Source organism: Proteus alimentorum, assembly GCF_002607735.1.
GTDB lineage: Bacteria > Pseudomonadota > Gammaproteobacteria > Enterobacterales > Enterobacteriaceae > Proteus > Proteus alimentorum.
The window spans coordinates 488,031-506,054 of the sequence record NZ_NBVR01000031.1 but is presented as its reverse complement, the minus strand read 5'-3'; the positions used below and the strand labels follow the sequence as shown (position 1 = coordinate 506,054).

At 38.5% G+C, this 18,024-nt stretch carries 15 protein-coding genes; 9 read left to right on the top strand and 6 right to left on the bottom strand.

Annotation, left to right across the window (positions count from 1 at the left end):
- Positions 1 to 124: 124 nt before the first annotated feature.
- Positions 125 to 1,669 (bottom strand): sodium/proton antiporter NhaB, encoded by a 1,545-nt coding sequence (gene nhaB / locus B6258_RS12860; RefSeq protein WP_099075709.1) that lies wholly within the window; start codon positions 1,667 to 1,669, stop codon positions 125 to 127.
- A gap of 233 nt (positions 1,670 to 1,902) precedes the next feature.
- Here nhaB and fadR point away from each other — a divergent pair, with 233 nt between their 5' ends.
- The 5 genes from fadR (at position 1,903) to B6258_RS12835 (ending at position 8,729) form a co-directional block, all read left to right on the top strand.
- Complete coding sequence (gene fadR, locus B6258_RS12855) at positions 1,903 to 2,622, top strand: fatty acid metabolism transcriptional regulator FadR (protein ID WP_099075578.1); 720 nt, start codon at positions 1,903 to 1,905, stop codon at positions 2,620 to 2,622.
- A gap of 476 nt (positions 2,623 to 3,098) precedes the next feature.
- Positions 3,099 to 4,403 carry a D-amino acid dehydrogenase gene (locus tag B6258_RS12850; protein WP_099075577.1) on the top strand — a complete coding sequence of 435 codons (1,305 nt, stop codon included), beginning with the start codon at positions 3,099 to 3,101 and terminating at the stop codon, positions 4,401 to 4,403.
- Between the two features lie 13 nt (positions 4,404 to 4,416).
- Positions 4,417 to 5,529 carry an alanine racemase gene (alr, locus tag B6258_RS12845; protein ID WP_099075576.1) on the top strand — a complete coding sequence of 371 codons (1,113 nt, stop codon included), beginning with the start codon at positions 4,417 to 4,419 and terminating at the stop codon, positions 5,527 to 5,529.
- Between the two features lie 49 nt (positions 5,530 to 5,578).
- Positions 5,579 to 7,882, top strand: a complete 2,304-nt coding sequence (gene hypF, locus B6258_RS12840; RefSeq protein WP_099075575.1) for a carbamoyltransferase HypF — start codon at positions 5,579 to 5,581, stop codon at positions 7,880 to 7,882.
- Between the two features lie 94 nt (positions 7,883 to 7,976).
- Entirely contained in the window at positions 7,977 to 8,729 is a 753-nt protein-coding gene (locus B6258_RS12835; protein WP_099075574.1) for a MipA/OmpV family protein, read from the top strand.
- Positions 8,730 to 8,832: 103 nt separating this feature from the next.
- Here B6258_RS12835 and B6258_RS12830 read toward each other — a convergent pair whose 3' ends face one another.
- Together B6258_RS12830 and gapA are read right to left on the bottom strand one after the other, a co-directional pair.
- Positions 8,833 to 9,717 carry a D-hexose-6-phosphate mutarotase gene (locus B6258_RS12830; protein WP_099075573.1) on the bottom strand — a complete coding sequence of 295 codons (885 nt, stop codon included), beginning with the start codon at positions 9,715 to 9,717 and terminating at the stop codon, positions 8,833 to 8,835.
- Between the two features lie 114 nt (positions 9,718 to 9,831).
- Entirely contained in the window at positions 9,832 to 10,827 is a 996-nt protein-coding gene (gene gapA / locus B6258_RS12825; protein WP_023581959.1) for a glyceraldehyde-3-phosphate dehydrogenase, read from the bottom strand.
- Between the two features lie 343 nt (positions 10,828 to 11,170).
- Here gapA and msrB point away from each other — a divergent pair, with 343 nt between their 5' ends.
- A complete protein-coding gene (msrB, locus tag B6258_RS12820; protein ID WP_099075572.1) occupies positions 11,171 to 11,608 on the top strand; it encodes a peptide-methionine (R)-S-oxide reductase MsrB in 438 nt (145 codons plus the stop codon).
- 81 nt (positions 11,609 to 11,689) lie between these two features.
- Complete coding sequence (locus tag B6258_RS12815) at positions 11,690 to 11,971, top strand: YeaC family protein (protein ID WP_036912841.1); 282 nt, start codon at positions 11,690 to 11,692, stop codon at positions 11,969 to 11,971.
- 106 nt (positions 11,972 to 12,077) lie between these two features.
- On the opposite strand, the gene pncA is transcribed toward B6258_RS12815, so the two are convergent.
- The 3 genes from pncA to sppA all read right to left on the bottom strand — a co-directional run bounded on the left by pncA (position 12,078) and on the right by sppA (position 15,868).
- On the bottom strand, positions 12,078 to 12,722 hold the full coding sequence (gene pncA, locus B6258_RS12810) for a bifunctional nicotinamidase/pyrazinamidase (RefSeq protein WP_099075571.1): 645 nt from the start codon (positions 12,720 to 12,722) through the stop codon (positions 12,078 to 12,080).
- Between the two features lie 22 nt (positions 12,723 to 12,744).
- Complete coding sequence (ansA, locus tag B6258_RS12805) at positions 12,745 to 13,767, bottom strand: asparaginase (protein WP_099075570.1); 1,023 nt, start codon at positions 13,765 to 13,767, stop codon at positions 12,745 to 12,747.
- A gap of 244 nt (positions 13,768 to 14,011) precedes the next feature.
- Complete coding sequence (gene sppA / locus B6258_RS12800; RefSeq protein ID WP_099075569.1) at positions 14,012 to 15,868, bottom strand: signal peptide peptidase SppA; 1,857 nt, start codon at positions 15,866 to 15,868, stop codon at positions 14,012 to 14,014.
- Between the two features lie 545 nt (positions 15,869 to 16,413).
- On the opposite strand from sppA, the gene B6258_RS12795 reads away from it, so the two are divergent.
- Together B6258_RS12795 and selD are read left to right on the top strand one after the other, a co-directional pair.
- Positions 16,414 to 16,965 (top strand): NAD(P)H nitroreductase, encoded by a 552-nt coding sequence (locus tag B6258_RS12795; protein WP_023581966.1) that lies wholly within the window; start codon positions 16,414 to 16,416, stop codon positions 16,963 to 16,965.
- 15 nt (positions 16,966 to 16,980) lie between these two features.
- Positions 16,981 to 18,024: a selenide, water dikinase SelD gene (selD, locus tag B6258_RS12790; protein ID WP_099075568.1), complete on the top strand. Its 1,044-nt coding sequence runs from the start codon at positions 16,981 to 16,983 to the stop codon at positions 18,022 to 18,024.

The window sequence follows — 18,024 nt, the reverse complement described above, 5'->3', positions numbered from 1 at the left end:
AAGCGCAAAAAAAGTTAAAACCCGTTATTTCACAAATATTTACATTCAAGCTTCTTTTAATGAAGAAAATAGGACTTTTATCAAATAAAAGTCCTATTTATGTGGTGTAGCTGTGTATCTATTGTTATGGAATGGCAACTAAACCAATTTCATAGAACCAATGTGTCGCAGGAACAAGCCAAAATTCAACCGCCAATAAACCAAGCAATGTCATTACAATCGTATATGGCAGTGCCATTATCACCATACGGCCATATGATAAACGGATAAGTGGTGATAGTGCAGATGTTAATAAGAACAGGAATGCGGCTTGACCATTTGGCGTCGCAACAGAAGGTAAGTTTGTACCTGTATTAATAGCAACACCAATATGCTCATATTGTGATTGGCTAATTAATCCATCTTGCAATGCTGTTAAAGCTTCACTGATATAAACCGTACCCACAAACACGTTATCTGAAATAGCAGATAGTAGACCATTAAAGAGGTAAAAAAGAGACAGTTGTGATGATTCTGAAGCTTGAAGAACAAACTGAATAATAGGACCAAATAATTGTTGATCAATAATAACAGCAACAATAGAGAAGAAAACGGTCAATAATGCAGTGAAAGGCAAGGCTTCTTCAAATGCTTTACCAAGAGCATGTTCTTCTGTGATCCCACAAAAAGCGGTGGCAAGAATAATAACAGATAAACCGATAATACCGACTTCTGCTAAATGGAGCGCTAAAGCAACAATCAACCAAATACCAATTAATGCTTGGATCATCAGTTGTGCTTTTTCTTGCGAAGTACGTTTTTCACTGTTTTTCTTGTCATATTCAGTGAGAACTTTACGAACTAAATCAGGTAATTCAGCACCATAACCAAAGAGCTTAAAGCGTTCTACAAAGTAGCACACTGCAAGACCTGCAAAGAAAACAGGAATAGTGACAGGTGACATTCTGATAAAGAAGGTCACAAAATCCCACTCTAAATGTTTTGCAATAATAAGGTTTTGTGGTTCACCTACCATGGTCATTACGCCACCTAATGCAGTACCAACACCAGCATGCATCATTAAGCTACGCAAAAAAGCACGGAATTGTTCTAAAGTTTGTTTTTTTTCTGCGGTATCAATAAATCCATCATTATTTAATTCTGCACCTGATTGATTAGAAGCAAAATTATGATAAATAGAGTAGAAACCGAGAGAGACACTGATGACAACCGCGATAACGGTTAAAGCATCTAAAAAGGCAGATAAAAATGCACTTGCGAAGCAAAAAGCGATAGATAACATTCGTTTAGAACGAATGGATAACAGCAGTTTAGTAAAAGCAAACAGTAATAATTGCTTCATAAAATAGATACCTGCAACCATAAAGACAAGAAGCAAAATTACTTCAAGGTTGTTGGCAATTTCATGACCAATCTGTTTTGGGCTAGTCATACCAATGATGACGGCCTCAATAGCAAGTAATCCTCCGGGTTGTAACGGGTAACACTTTAGCGCCATAGCGAGTGTAAAAATAAATTCTACAACTAATAGCCAGCCGGCGACAAAAGGGTCAACAAAGAAAAAAATCAGTGGGTTGATAATTAAAAAAGTAAGAATAGCAAGCTTATACCAATCTGGGGAATTCCCCATAAAGTTCTTTAGTAGTGCTTGTCTTATACTCATATCCATTAGGTTTCTCATCCTCCAAATAGAGATTTTAAGCGCAATGATGCGCAATTTAACCATAGTACGCGCTAATCGCTGTGAAATTAAGCGCATTAGTAATAATAAATTGATAAAACCACATCCAGTTTTATGATGCCATTCACTATTTAATGATGGTTGAGCTATATCAAAATTACGCATTCTGATATTATCTTTACCATTATTAGCAGAAAAATCGCTTCGGAAGAAATAAAAATATGGTTATTAAGGCTCAAAGCCCCGCAGGTTTTGCGGAAGAGTATATTGTTGAAAGCATCTGGAATAATCGTTTTCCTCCTGGATCTATTCTTCCAGCGGAACGTGAGCTCTCTGAATTAATCGGTGTTACAAGAACCACACTAAGAGAAGTGTTACAACGCCTTGCTCGTGATGGTTGGTTAACAATTCAACACGGAAAGCCAACGAAGGTAAACAATTTCTGGGAAACATCTGGCCTTAATATCCTTGAAACAGTAGCTCGCCTTGATCATGATCGAGTACCACAATTAATCGATAATTTATTGGCTGTCAGAACCAATATCTCAGCTATTTTTATACGTACAGCATTCAGAAATAGCCCTGAAAAATGTATTGAAGTTTTAAACCATTCGCTTACCACTGAAAATAGCGCTGATGAGTTTAGTGAACTAGATTACAACATTTTTCGTGGATTGGCGTTTGCATCAGGTAACCCAATTTATGGCCTTATCTTAAACGGTTTAAAAGGGCTTTATACGCGCGTAGGCCGCTATTATTTCTCAAATATTCAAGCTAAAGAACTCGCGTTAGCATTCTATAAAAAACTGGCTGCATTATGTGAGCAAAAAGATGTCGAGCACGTCATGGAATGTGTCCGTCAATATGGTAAAGACAGTGGTATTATCTGGCAAAGTTTACAGTCACCATTACCGAGTGACCTAGAAGAAGTTAAACGCTAATTTCGTTTGCTGCTTTATCACAATAGAAAGAACCAGTATTCATTAATTTATGATACTGGTTTTTTTTATGCTTTTAAAAAAGCCCAACATGTCATTTTTTAGGCAATGCTTTAAATAGGTTATTTTTAGTAAAAAGAGTAACCAAAATGAGTTAATTAAAGCATTATCTTCTTAAATTAAACTATTTTTTGGACTTTAATAAAATTATAATTGCCTTTTCCTATGCTTTAAACTCTCTTAAAATTAAAATAATTTACTAATTAATATTTTTATAATTTACAGTAAAGATTATATCTTTTTGATTTTATAGCTTAATTTAAATGTTTTTTTTGAAAATCACTTGTCGAATAACAATCAAATGTGACTTAACTCTAAAATATGTCTTTTTATTGGTCTAGATGATTATTCTATATTGGCTTTTTGTGTATGGAATATTATTCTTATGTTATATCAATGTAAACTATTGGAGTCTTGCCATGAAAGTGATCATCTTAGGTGGCGGCGTTATTGGTGTGACGAGTGCGTGGTATCTTGTGCAACAAGGCCATGAAGTTATTGTTGTTGATAGACAAAATAGTGCCGCAGAAGAGACGAGTGCAGGTAATGCTGGTCAAATATCGCCAGGATATGCAACACCTTGGGGGGCGCCGGGTATCCCATTAAAAGCCGTTAAATGGATGTTTCAAAAGCACGCTCCATTAGCGATTAAACCTGATGGATCACTTTTCCAATTACGTTGGATGTGGCAAATGTTACGTAATTGTGATGCATCACATTACACCATGAATAAAAGCCGTATGGTACGTATTGCTGAATATAGCCGTGATTGTATTCGTCAGTTACGCCAAGACACAGGTATTGAATACGAAGGACGTCAAGGCGGTACTCTGCAACTTTTTCGTGATCAAAAGCAATTTGATAATGCAGCCAATGATATTGCTGTATTAAAGCAAGAGGGTGTTGCTTATGAATTGTTAACGGCAGATCAACTAAAATTAGCAGAACCCGCACTTGAGCATGTTAGTCACAAATTGACTGGTGGTTTACGTTTACCAAATGATGAAACGGGTGATTGTCAATCTTTTACGAAAAAACTCGCAAAAATGGCAGAAGATGCAGGCGTTACGTTCTTGTTTAACAAAGAAATCAAACATTTGTTATTTGATGGTGATAAAGTAGCGGGCGTTCAATGTCATGATGGATTATTAACAGCCGATCACTATGTTGTTGCCATGGGCTCTTATTCAACAGCGTTTTTGAAAAACAAAGTTGCCATTCCTGTTTATCCCCTTAAAGGTTATTCGCTTACAATGCCGATTATTGATGCTTCAAGAGCACCAGTATCCACTATTTTAGATGAAACTTATAAAATTGCGGTAACACGTTTTGATGAGCGAATTCGTGTCGGTGGAATGGCAGAAGTCGTTGGTTTTAATCTGGATATTTTAAAATCACGCTGTGAAACATTGAAAATGGTTGTACAAGATCTTTATCAAGGTGGTGGTGATATTGAGAAAGCCACATTTTGGACAGGTTTAAGACCTATGACACCCGATGGTACACCTATTGTAGGGCCTACGGCTTATCGTAATTTATCATTAAATACAGGGCATGGCACATTAGGTTGGACAATGGCATGTGGCTCTGGCCAATTATTGGCTGATCTAATTTCAGGAAATAAACCGGCTATTGCCGCTGATGATTTATCTGTGTTTCGATATATCGATGGCTTTAATACTAAATTGCTCTTACCAGGGCAAAAACTTGATGCTGCTTATTAATTGAGGAAAAACCATGTCCAGACCCACAAAAGTAACCATTAACCTCGATGCATTAAGCCATAATCTGTCTGTTATTAAAGAGAGAGTGAAAGGTAGCAAAGTGTGGTCTGTTGTGAAAGCAGATGCTTATGGACATGGATTATCCTGTGTTTGGCCTGCATTAAGTCATACTGATGGTTTTGCATTAATTGAGTTAGACAAAGCTGTCATGCTAAGAGAACAAGGATGGGTAGGGCCTATCCTTTTGCTGGAAGGTTTTTTTAAGCCAGAAGATGTTTATTTATTAGAACGCTATTCTCTGACAACCACAGTGCATTCCGATTGGCAATTTGATGCCATAGAAAATGCACAATTAGAAAGACCCATTAACATCTATCTTAAATTGAATAGTGGGATGAATCGGTTGGGCTATCGACCAGACGCCTATAAGCAAGCCATTGCTCGTGCAAAAAATATCAAAAATATTGGTTCAATTATCCAAATGTCACATTTTGCTAATGCAGATACTGGATTGAACATGAATGCACAAAAGGCCACTATTAACCAAGCAATGATAAATGAATTACCTCGGTGTTTGGCAAATTCAGCCGCAACGTTATTTGATCCTGAAACTTATCAAGATTGGGTGCGACCGGGTATTATTTTGTATGGTGTTTCGCCTTCAGGTGTTTGGCAAGATATTGCTGATTTCGATTTACAACCCGTAATGACATTTAATAGTGAAATATTAGCCATTCAACAAGTCAAAAAAGGTGAGCAAATAGGTTATGGTAGCCGATATACCGCTGAGCGTGATATGCGGATCGGTGTTGTTGCCTGTGGTTATGCCGATGGTTATCCAAGACATGCGCCAGACGGTACTCCTGTTATTGTTAATGGACATAAAACACAGTTAGTAGGGCGGATTTCTATGGATATGCTAACCATTGATGTTACCGATTTTCCTGATGTCAATTACGGTAGTTCAGTTGAATTATGGGGAGAAAAACTTCCTGTTGATGATGTTGCAGCAGCATGCGGCACTATTGGTTATGAATTACTGTGTGCAATAGCACCAAGAGTTGCTGTCGAAGTGATGATAAATTTACCTAATTCCACTTTTTCTGATCTAAATGAAAGTTGTTGATAATCACTAAACTAGAATAAGCTTAAATTTATTTTGATTTGGTGATCCTATGAGTAACGGCATTGCATTGCGTGTGAAAGGAAAGGTTCAAGGCGTTGGGTTTCGCCCATTTGTTTGGCAATTGGCCCATCGTTTTGGTTTATTAGGGCAAGTGAGCAATGATAGTTTGGGTGTATTGGTACATTTAACACCATCACCTAAAAATGCACTCTTTATAGAAGCATTAAAAGCAGAATGCCCACCATTAGCACGCATTGAACGTATAGAAGAATCACCGTATCAATGGGAGCAACTACCTACTGACTTTATTATTGTAAAAAGTGGTGGTGGCGAAATGGATACACAAGTTGTTCCTGATGCAATGACTTGCCAAGCGTGCATTGATGAATTGTTTGACCCACAAAATCGTCGTTATCATTATCCTTTTATTAACTGTACACATTGTGGTCCTCGTTTTACCATCATAAAAAAAATGCCTTATGACAGGCCTTTTACTTCAATGTCTGAATTTCCATTCTGCCCTGAATGTAAACATGAATATGAAGATCCTGCAGATAGGCGCTTTCATGCTCAGCCTAATGCCTGTCCTGTATGTGGGCCTCATATCTGGCTTGCCGATAATCAAGGTAAAGAGTTAGCAACAAAAGCGCTTGCATTAACTCAAGCTTGTGAAGCATTACTTGCTGGAAAAATTGTGGCAGTTAAAGGTATTGGTGGTTTTCATTTAGTGTGTGATGCACGTAATAATGAAAGCGTTGCATTATTGCGTGAACGCAAATACCGACCAGCAAAGCCATTAGCTGTGATGATCACAGGAATTGATCAAATTAAAGCAGATAAGCAAGATCCCGATTTTCTTCCAACCGCTATCCAAACATTGCAAAGTACGGCCGCCCCAATTGTATTAGTTCCTAAAACTGTTGCCCCTAAACTTGCGGAGCTTATTGCGCCGGGATTAACTGAAATTGGTGTTATGTTACCCGCCAATCCACTACAACATCTATTAGCGCGCGGCACGAACATTCCTCTTGTGATGACATCAGGAAATGCATCAGGTCATACACCCGCATTAAGTAATGAAGATGCTTTAATGCAATTGAAAGATATTGCAGATTTATTCTTAATGCATAATAGAGAAATTATACAAAGGGCGGATGACTCATTAGTTCGTATTGAGGGTAAACAGAGCGTGATGATCAGACGCTCTCGTGGTTATGTCCCAGATGCAATTTCACTGCCTGAAGATTTTCGAGCTCAGCCCTCAGTACTTGCTATGGGGGGCGACCTGAAAAATGTATTTTGCTTATTACGTCAACATCAAGCCATTATGGGGCCTCATTTAGGGGATCTTGATGATTTAAGCGTGCGACAACAGTTGGTAAAATCGTTGGCTCTCTTCCAACAAATTTATCGCTTCACACCGAAAGCCATTGCAATAGATGCACATCCTAACTATATCAGTCATCAGTTGGGTAAACAGTTTGCCCAAGAACAAAATATTCCTGTTATTGAAGTCTCTCATCACCATGCACATATTGTTTCTTGTCTTGCTGAACATGGTCGTACTCATCAACAAGGTGCTGTCATTGGCATTGCTCTTGATGGATTAGGTTTTGGTCAAGATGGCACGCTATGGGGAGGGGAATGTCTGCTGGTGGACTATCAACATTCAGAGCGGATAGGTGGACTTCCTGCTGTTGCGATGCCCGGAGGCAATCTTGCCTCTATTCAACCTTGGCGAAACTGGTTCGCACATTTAGCTACTTTTTCTGAAGATTGGCAAGGTAGTGTTATCGCCCAAATGATACCTAGCAATGATTTGCAGATATTAAGTAAGGCCGTAGAGCGCGGCTTAAATTCGCCTAAAGCTTCTTCTTGTGGACGTTTTTTTGATGCAGTTTCGGCATCATTAGGATTAGCGCCTAAAGAGATAAGCTGGGAAGGTGAAGCAGCTTGTTATCTACAAACAGCAGCATCAGCGTGTCATAAAGAAAAACAGGCAGAAATCATTAAGCAATATGGGCATTTGATGCCTGTAAAAAATAACGTGCTTGATTTGTGTGTTTTTTGGTCGCAGTGGGAAAGTGTAGCGTTGAATGTCAGTGAAAAAGCATGGTTGTTTCATTATTTATTAGCTGAAGGTTTAGGCAATATTGCATTGCAACATGCAGATAAATATCAGATTGATACCATTGTACTTACGGGGGGGGTGTTAAATAATACATTACTCAAACACCTGTTTAAGAAAAAATTAAACAATAAAAAAGTACTTGCTCCTATGATGTTACCTGCTGGAGACGGTGGTATTGCATTAGGGCAGGCACTGATTGCGACACATTTAATGCAAAACTAAAATGATTATAGGTAAAATAATGTCAGTTTTAGTTATTTGTGACTGAAATAGGTTTTTGGTTGCTATTTTATTAATGACAATATGGAAAATCATCGTGAGTAATAAGAAGATTATCATTTCTTTAGCCGTTATCGCAGGACTTAGCACACCAGTCGCATTTGCTGGCGAATGGTCAATAGGTGGTTCAGTCTTAGCGCAAGTCACTCCTTATAAAGGGGCTAAATCAAAAGATTATTTATTACCCGTACCTCAGGTTAACTATCAGTCAGAAAATTTCTATTTCGCAACGTTAGCAGCGGGATATTACCTGTGGAATACACCGAAAGATAAACTTTCTGTTGATTTACACTACTATCCACAAGCCTTTAAACCAAGCGATAGTGACGATGAGCAAATGAAAAAACTGAATCGTCGTCGTGACACTATGATGGGGGGCTTTACTTATAAGCACCATGAATCATGGGGTAGCTTAAGAGCAATTGTATCGGGTGATATGCTAGGCAAAAGTAACGGTATTATCGCTGATGCTGCTTATTTATATCCTTTCGAATTTGGTAACTGGTCTTTACAACCAGGTGCGGGTGTTGTTTGGGAAAACAAAAAGCAAAACCGTTATGCTTATGGAATTAGCCATGCAGAATCACAACGCAGTGGTTTAGCAGAATATACACCAAATGATAGTTGGAGACCGTATGTAGAGCTATCAGCGAACTATAAGTTTGCTGAAAAGTGGAATTTCTTTGCGATGGGACGTGTTGACCATTTACCAAGTGAAGTGAAAGACAGCCCAATGGTGAATAAATCTGTTACTGCGATTGTGTGGACAGGTGTGACTTACACATTTTAATTATAGCTAAAATTTACTAGAACTTAGCGAGATTAGCGATGATAGAAAAGCTTCAATGTAAACTTGAAGCTTTTTGTTTATTGTGTGATATGCCAGTAATACTTTATTTTTCGGTAATGTTTTTACGAACACGAACGACCAGAGATAAGCGACCGGGATGAACGTTATCTGGCTTTAAAGGTTGGTGAATACGTGCCGTTTCTACACAAGCCATTTTGCGATAGCCGCCTGTGCTCATATCTTTCATTGAACTAGCAAGCTCTGCACCGGGGTTCCAACACACAACATCACTATGATGGTAATGATGAACTTCAATTGTGCGATCCCAACCATCATCATGAATAAGATTAAAATCGTCAGGCTCTGTATAAAGCCTGTCAGTGCGTCCATTAAAGCGTAATGAGGTTTCATCAGTGTAAACCTCTTTGTCTGCCACTGTGTCAATGTAGTGGCTTCCTAAGCCACTTACAGAGACATTATCAATGTCACTCACGTTAAAATAAGAGTGAAGGGCAGCCGTCGCTTCATAATCGCCGTAAGATTCTAATTCAACCTCACAGGTTGCGCCTAATTTAAAGCGAGCAATAACAGTAAAGGGATGAGGCCAATATTTTTGTGTTTGTTGGCTCTCTTTTAATGTCATGGTGATGAGAACACCCTCTTCTTGTTCTGTATGAGCACTAAATTCCCAAGGAAGAATTCGCGCAAATCCATGGCTCGGTGTACCCGCTGAAGCAAACCAAGGCCAGCAAATAGGAATACCGCCACGAATGGCAACACCAGGCGTGAAGAGAGAGGCTTCGCTTAGCCAAAATACAGGGTGCTCTTGTGCGGGTTGCCAAGCAATTAAATGTGCGCCTTGAAGGCTGATAGCTGCGCGTACTTTAGGATGCGAAATAACAAGAATAGGAAGTTCGCCTAATTGCCGACGACTTAAGTAAGGTGATATTTGTTCAATAATCGGCAAAGAAAAAATTTTCTCATTCATTATCTTATAACCTTATGTCACTGACTATTTTAATACAATAAACTGACTGGCTAGAAAATAAAAGAGCCACCGAAAAGGTGGCTCTAAAATAAATCGTGACTTTCTAAGCTCTAATTATTTAGAGATATGAGAAATCAGATCCAGAACTTTGTTTGAATAACCAACTTCGTTATCGTACCAAGCAACTAATTTAACAAAGTTGTCGTTCAGAGCGATACCAGCTTTAGCATCAAATACTGAAGTCAGAACTTCGCCGTTGAAGTCAGTTGAAACAACTGCATCTTCAGTGTAACCCAGAACGCCTTTCAGTTCGCCTTCAGCTGCTGCTTTGATAGCGTCACAGATTTGAGCGTAAGTTGCTGGTTTTTCCAGACGTGCAGTCAGGTCAACAACAGAAACGTTAGGAGTAGGAACACGGAAAGACATACCAGTCAGTTTGCCGTTCAGTTCAGGAATAACTTTACCTACAGCTTTAGCAGCACCAGTTGATGATGGAATGATGTTTTGAGAAGCACCACGACCACCACGCCAGTCTTTTGCAGATGGGCCATCAACAGTACGTTGAGTTGCAGTTGTTGCGTGAACAGTCGTCATCAGACCTTCAACGATACCGAAGTTGTCGTTGATAACTTTAGCTAAAGGCGCTAAGCAGTTAGTAGTACAAGATGCGTTAGAAACGATATCTTGACCTGCGTATGATTTATGGTTTACGCCCATTACGAACATTGGAGTGCTGTCTTTTGAAGGACCAGTCAGAACAACTTTTTTCGCGCCAGCTTGGATGTGTTTACGAGCAGTTTCATCAGTTAAGAATAGACCAGTTGCTTCTGCAACAACGTCAGCACCGACTTCGTTCCATTTCAGATTTGCTGGATCTCTTTCTGAAGTTACGCGGATGGTTTTACCATTAACAACGAGGTGGCCATCTTTTACTTCAACAGTACCGTTGAAACGGCCATGAGTTGAATCGTATTTCAGCATGTATGCCATGTAGTCTGCGTCTAACAGATCGTTAATACCTACGATTTCGATATCTGAACGTTCTTGAGCAGCACGGAAAACGATGCGGCCGATACGACCAAAACCATTAATACCTACTTTGATAGTCATATGTATTCCACCAGCTTTAATTTAGTGAATTAAAAAGTTGCTTCTAAAGTTACCAAAACCGCGCCAATCGTCAAGCGGAATCGTGTCAATAATTGCAAAAAATCAATTAAAAAAACACTTTTCGCTTAAAGATTGGTCGTTTTAGCTAAATGTTACGCTGTGTATTATCGGGATCAACGCCAATAAATGAAGTTACCTTTACTCCGTTATGTGAAATTCATCACATTTCAAAAACTAAAGATCACTCTTGATGATTTTAGACCATATTTTCCAGATTTGTTGTTAAATCTTTGTTATCATTCACTGTTGTTTTAAAAAGCATTTTTCTGGGCAAGAGGTCGATATGGCAGATAATGAAAAGAAAGTGAATATTTCAAGTAATAACAATCACCTTGATTTATCAACACTCAACGAAATGCAACGTTATGTGACGCAACAGCAAGGCACCGAACCTCCGTTTAGTGGTAAATTATTACACAATCGTCAAACAGGAATTTATCACTGTTTATGTTGTTCTGCGCCTTTGTTTTATTCAGATACGAAATTTGATGCAGGATGTGGTTGGCCTAGCTTTTACCAACCCGTTAGCGATAGTGCGATTCGCTATGTTGATGATTTTTCTCACAATATGAAAAGAACTGAAATACGTTGCCAGCAATGTGATGCACATTTAGGCCATGTTTTTAATGATGGTCCAGCCCCAACAGGGGAGCGTTATTGTGTTAATTCAGCATCTCTTTCCTTTACGAATAGTGAAACAGGCGAAAAACAAGTCGGTTAGTTTAGTTAATTTAACAAAATAATAACAAGTGAAAAAACGATTCAGCCATTTTAAATGATTATTTAGCTTATGGAGCAATCAATGGAAGTTAATGAACTTATTTCGATGGTAACCCCTGAAATTTACCAGCGTATTTCAACCGCGGTTGAGCTAGGTAAATGGCCTGATGGCGTTGCATTGACCGATGAGCAAAAAGAACATTGCATGCAGATTGTTTTATTATGGCAGGCGAAAAATAACCACACACCTGAGCATATGACAGTAGGCACTAATGGACAAATTACCATGAAGAGCAAACAAGAATTAAAAGCTCAGTTTCAATCTGAACGTTTAGCAACGTTAACGCCAATGGATGATGATTAAAACGTGTGTTGAATGGATAGAATAAATATAAAAGGGGTTGTTTATTAACCAAACTGGTTAAAATTAGCCCCTTTTTCATTTTATGAAGATAAAGAAAATAACGAACTTATTGATTGTTACGATTAAGCCAATGTGCTGAATCAATTAATGCTGCGCCTTTTGCTCTCATCTCTTCTAGTGCTTTTTCGCTATCACCATCTTGAATATTTACACCGCGACAACCGTCTGTAATGACTGAAACCTGATATCCTAATAATAATGCATCTAGCACGGTAAATTTGACACAGTAATCTGTAGCAATGCCTAAAATATAAAGATGTTTTATATTGAGCGTCTGTAAAAGGGTATGCAAACCCGTTTGGTATTCATGGTCGTTATCAAAAAAAGCACTATAACTATCAATAAGGTGATTTTGCCCTTTGTAAATAATATGATTAATCAGTGCTTGGTTTAATTCGGGATGAAATGCAGCACCATAAGAGTTTTGTACGCAATGAATGGGCCACCAAACTTGTGGTAACCCATTAAGTATGCCGATTTCACCCACAACAGTACCTGAATTTTCAGCAAAACTTAGATGATCGGCTGGATGCCAATCTAAACTGGCGATAATAGGATTTTTAGATTGCTTGAAATCATGAATAAGTTGATTAGCTGTTTGTATCACTATGTTGCTTTCATTAACAGCTAATGCGCCACCTGTACAAAAATCGTTTTGTATATCAACCAATAACAGTGCGGAATTTTTCACCACTTTTACCTTTAGATTAAACTTAATCGTTATCGTCTAATGTCATTTCGCCGCGTAGGTTTTGTTGCATTAGTCGGCAGATTTCAGTGTAATTATATTGTTGGCTAAGGAGATAATGCAGTTTAGTTAATGTTGCCTCAAATGTCATATCAAAGCCACTGATCACACCGACTTCTGCCAATGCTTGACCTGTTGCATAACCTTCCATATTTACTCGGCCAGAAATACATTGTGTAAGGTTGATAACAACAATACCACGCTCTGTTGCTTCACGTAGGGTAGAAAGTAGTGCAGGGTGTGAGGGTGCATTACCGACACCATAAGAGCGCAATATTAAGGCTTTCACCGGTTGAACCAGGATATTTTTAACCACTTCATCTGAAAGACCCGGATAAATTGTGACAACACCAATAGGCTGAGGCGTAATATTATGTGTAATAAATTCCCCATTTCCTTTTGGAAAAGAATTAATTTTAAATTGTTTAATATTAATGCCCGCTTCTAGTAGAGGTGCGCTATTCGGCGATGCAAAGGCATTAAAACCATCAGCATGTGCTTTTACTGTGCGGTTTCCACGATACAGCGTGTTATTGAAAAATAGAGCCACTTCATTAATGGGATGATGTGCAGCGAGATAAAGCGCATTTAATAGGTTTGTTTGTCCGTCAGATCGTAAGGCTTCTAAAGGAATTTGAGAGCCAGTAACGATAATAGGCTTGCTAAGATCCTCAAACATAAAAGAGAGTGCTGATGCGGTAAATGCCATGGTATCAGTACCATGAAGAATAGCGAACCCATCATAGTTGTGATAATTTTCATTAATATCATCCGCGATAGATTGCCAATCTTCGGGGGTGATATTTGAAGAATCAATTAAAGGAAGGTGCTCTTTGATTGTAAAATCAGGCATCTCCTCACGGTGGAATTCTGGCATTTTAGCTAATTGGCGTTGCAAATGGCCTGATACAGGAATATAGCCATGTTCAGAATGTTGCATACCAATAGTACCGCCAGTATAAACAACGTAGATTGATTTCTTTTGCATCAGACAAAGCACTCTTATTAAGTTGTGAGAAATTCCTGATTATAGGGAGTTTGCAGAATAAAAAAAGGAAAGGATGCTAAAAAAGAAAATAGAGATTAATGAGTATCTACTTTAAATCATTATATTAAAAATAGCTTGAAGACAAACGAACAATAATTATTCATCAGCATATCATGCTATAAACAGTGATAAAAATAAGAGAAATACACCTGCTCTGTATGAGCAGGTGTATGAATGGAAAAGATTATTGAATATCCCCACAAGATAAACAATACGCATAGCGATTTAGCGGATCGTTCATGTTGCGATAAAACTCAGTCTGTGTTTTAACTTCTTTTAAAACAGGTGCAGGTATATATGTTTGTAACGGATCAGGGATAAGCGCTTTTGCGTTAGATGATAAGCTCATAATGATCTGTTCAGAGAGGCTTAATTCCGGTTTCATCCAATCAATAACGGGGTGCTCAATTTTTGCCATTTTAGCAACAGCATCAATTGCATCATCAAAATCACCAAATTCATCGACTAAACCAACATTTTTTGCATCTATTCCTACCCATACTCGACCTTGAGCAATACGATCAATTTGAGCCGGTGTTTTTTTACGAGATTCAGCCACTAAATTAAGAAACGTTTTATAACCACTTTCGATATTTAGCTGTAAAAGCTCGGCAAATTCTTCAGGTAGTTTATTTGTGACAGATAATCCGGCTAATGGTGAAGTTGTGACACCATCAGTATAAACACCAATAGATTCTAGGCTGTTTTCAAAGGTATTAATAACGCCAAAAATACCAATTGAGCCTGTTAATGTTGATGGGCTAGCAATAATCTTATTTGCAGGGGTTGAGATCCAATATCCACCTGATGCGGCTAAGCCCCCCATTGAAACAATCACATGTTTTTTCTGTTGTTTAAAGGCAGCAACCTCACTGCGTATTTGCTCTGATGCCGAAACACTACCTCCAGGACTATTTACACGTAATACAAGAGCCTTAATATTTGGATCTAAACGTGCTTGGCGAATTTGATTAGCAATAGTTGAACCCCCGGCAGAACCTGGGATACTTTCGCCATCAATAATGGCTCCTTGAACAACGACTACGGCAATATTACCTTCATCATTTGCAGGTAATGATGAAGTTAACGTATCAGCATAATCATAAATGCTGATATTGTTAAATTGCTGGTTCTTTTTATCCCATTGGAAGGTTTCTGTCATATCTGCTTCAAATTGAGCGTATGAGCTTACAGAATCCACTAATTTACGATTTAGCGCATAAGTTGCGTTATCCCCATCTGCATTACGTAGCTGTGTAATCATCTCTTTTGCACCGGGGAAAACATCTTCTGTGGTAATACTTCGGTTTTCTGCAACTTGCGTTAAATAAGTCGACCACAGTGAATGAACTAAACGTAGTGAAGCTTCTCGAGATTCCGCAGACATGTCATTACGCATTAAGGGTTCAACCGCAGATTTATACGTTCCTACGCGGAAAATATGAGTACTCACTTTTAAATTCTCTAACAGTGTTTTGTAATAGAGATTTTGAAAGCCAAAACCATAAACACCCACCGCACCTTGCGGTGTGAGATAAATTTTATCTGCATAAGAAGCGAGATAATATTGTGGCTGACTGTAATAACCACTCACTGCAAAAATCGGTTTGCCTGTCTTTTTAAATTCATTAAGTGCTTTACCAATATAATTTAGTGAAGGCTGATCTGCGCCTGCAAATTCATCAAGTTTGAGCACCATACCTTTAATTTTCGGATCTTGAGAGGCTTTTCGTAGCGTATCGACGACTTCAAATAATGAATTTTCTTGGAGTTGGCTACTCGAAACACCTAAAAGCTCACGTCCAACTTCTCCTAAAGGATTTTGAGTTGCAGTTTGGTCAACAATGACACCTTTAAGATCAACAAGAAGGGCGCCTTCATAATCCATCGGTTTTTGTGCTTCCTTACTAATTAAGAAAATACCAATGACCATAAAAAGAAGGAAAAAGAAAATAACGTTTAAGATTAATTTCCTGATAAAGTTAATGGCTTGCCAACTGAATTTAAATATTGCGCCGATTAACTCCATAATTTTATTCATATTATCTCCACATCATGTAAAGCTAAAATTTAATCCTAAACAGTCATGCTAGAATTATTGGTAAGCAGGTTACATCCACATAATCTCATACTATTAAAACAAAAAATGTTGTTAGCAATAGCGAGAATAGCAATAACAATAAAGGAATATTCTAATATAGCTATTATTGAATGTCTGTCATTGATTTTTAGGAAACGACTAATGATAACTTTTTGCTTAAGGTGTTATTAAGTAAACATTTATCTTACGTAAAAATAGCTAAATAATTTCACCCCAAAAGGCATCAAAGTAATATAGGAAATCGTCGAATTAAAAAGAAAAACGGGATCAAAATAAGCTTCAATTAACTTACTAAGCTAAGATTAATCATTTTATGAACAATAAATTACGATTAAATAACCACACAGCTGATTTTTAGAAAAATTCCCGCTTAAATCTGTGGATGGTGGTAATATAACAGTTTGTTATACTGCGAATTGATAAGAACTGTTCATCCTCATAAGAATGGGATCTTGCTAAAATAAAATGCTGACAGGAGAATAAAAATGGATGCATTAACACTGCTTTTGAACCGCCGTTCAGCTTCTCGACTGACTACTCCAGCCCCCGATAGTGAAGCGCTCAATACTATTTTACAAGCCGGTATGCGTGCCCCTGATCATGGTGCACTTAAGCCTTGGCATTTCGTTGTAATGCAAAATGAAGGCATTGAACGTTTTAGCCAATTACTGCATAAAGCCGCGGTTGTGGGCAATTTAGGCCCCGAAGTCGAAGAAAAAGCAAAAAATGCACCTTTTCGTGCCCCATTGATTATCACCGTTATTGCGAAAGTGAAAGATCATCCTAAAGTCCCTGAATGGGAGCAAGTTGTCGCAGCGGGTTGTAGCGTACAAGCAATGCAAATGGCTGCTGTTGCTCAAGGATTTGGGGGAATTTGGCGTTCAGGCTCTTGGACTCATGATGCAGTTGTAAGAGAAGGACTTGGCTGTGGTGAACACGATCAGATTATTGGTTTCCTTTATTTAGGTACGCCAGCCCTGAAAGCGCCAATGACGGTTTCTCCTGCTGACTTAACTGATTTTGTGACTTATTTTTAAAAAGGATGGCATGTCATGTCTGAAGCAATTCGTTTAACACAATACAGTCATGGTGCAGGTTGTGGTTGTAAAATCTCGCCAAAAGTTTTAGAAACTATTTTACACAGCGAGCAAGCTAAATTTCACGATCCTCATTTACTTGTCGGTAATGAAACTAAAGATGATGCCGCTGTTTATGATTTAGGAAATGGCACTGGTATTATCAGCACCACTGATTTCTTTATGCCAATCGTTGATAACCCTTATGATTTTGGGCGTATCGCAGCAACCAATGCAATCAGCGATATCTTTGCAATGGGCGGAAAACCTATTATGGCGATTGCTATTTTAGGCTGGCCAATTAATAAACTGGCACCGGAAATTGCACGTGAAGTGATTGAAGGTGGTCGAGCCGCTTGCCAAGAAGCCGGAATTTCATTGGCTGGCGGCCACTCAATTGATGCACCAGAACCTATTTTTGGTCTTGCTGTAACCGGTGTAGTACCTGTGCGTAAAGTGAAGAAAAACAGTGAAGCTAAAGCAGGATGTCAGCTTTTTTTAACTAAACCTTTGGGTATTGGTGTATTAACAACCGCTGAGAAGAAAGGTCTACTAAAACCAGAACACCAAGGTTTAGCGACAGAAATTATGTGCCGAATGAATAAAGCAGGTGCTGATTTTTCTGATATCGAAGGTGTTACTGCGATGACTGACGTTACAGGGTTCGGTTTATTAGGACATTTAAGTGAAATCTGTGATGGCTCGGGTGTACAAGCCACCATTCACTTCTCACAAGTACCAAGATTACCCGAAGTAGAGTCTTATATTGAACAAGGCTGTGTTCCGGGTGGTACAGGTCGTAACTTTGAAAGTTATGGTCATTTAATTGGTGAGATCACTGAAATGCAACGTAAATTACTCTGTGATCCGCAAACATCAGGTGGCTTATTATTAGCTGTATTGCCTGAAGCGATTGAACAAGTCAAAGAAGTTGCCTCACGTTTTGATATCGAATTAACTTCTATTGGTGAGCTAACTGCACCAGTAGCTGGAAAAGCGTTGATTGAAGTGACTAACTAA

What these genes read in the sequence shown, in the direction of transcription:
- nhaB (WP_099075709.1), bottom strand. Translation starts at nt 1,669, where the DNA reads ATGGATATGAGTATAAGACAAGCACTACTAAAGAACTTTATGGGGAAT.
- fadR (WP_099075578.1), top strand. Translation starts at nt 1,903, where the DNA reads ATGGTTATTAAGGCTCAAAGCCCCGCAGGTTTTGCGGAAGAGTATATT.
- B6258_RS12850 (WP_099075577.1), top strand. Translation starts at nt 3,099, where the DNA reads ATGAAAGTGATCATCTTAGGTGGCGGCGTTATTGGTGTGACGAGTGCG.
- alr (WP_099075576.1), top strand. Translation starts at nt 4,417, where the DNA reads ATGTCCAGACCCACAAAAGTAACCATTAACCTCGATGCATTAAGCCAT.
- hypF (WP_099075575.1), top strand. Translation starts at nt 5,579, where the DNA reads ATGAGTAACGGCATTGCATTGCGTGTGAAAGGAAAGGTTCAAGGCGTT.
- B6258_RS12830 (WP_099075573.1), bottom strand. Translation starts at nt 9,717, where the DNA reads ATGAATGAGAAAATTTTTTCTTTGCCGATTATTGAACAAATATCACCT.
- gapA (WP_023581959.1), bottom strand. Translation starts at nt 10,827, where the DNA reads ATGACTATCAAAGTAGGTATTAATGGTTTTGGTCGTATCGGCCGCATC.
- msrB (WP_099075572.1), top strand. Translation starts at nt 11,171, where the DNA reads ATGGCAGATAATGAAAAGAAAGTGAATATTTCAAGTAATAACAATCAC.
- B6258_RS12815 (WP_036912841.1), top strand. Translation starts at nt 11,690, where the DNA reads ATGGAAGTTAATGAACTTATTTCGATGGTAACCCCTGAAATTTACCAG.
- ansA (WP_099075570.1), bottom strand. Translation starts at nt 13,767, where the DNA reads ATGCAAAAGAAATCAATCTACGTTGTTTATACTGGCGGTACTATTGGT.
- sppA (WP_099075569.1), bottom strand. Translation starts at nt 15,868, where the DNA reads ATGAATAAAATTATGGAGTTAATCGGCGCAATATTTAAATTCAGTTGG.
- B6258_RS12795 (WP_023581966.1), top strand. Translation starts at nt 16,414, where the DNA reads ATGGATGCATTAACACTGCTTTTGAACCGCCGTTCAGCTTCTCGACTG.
- selD (WP_099075568.1), top strand. Translation starts at nt 16,981, where the DNA reads ATGTCTGAAGCAATTCGTTTAACACAATACAGTCATGGTGCAGGTTGT.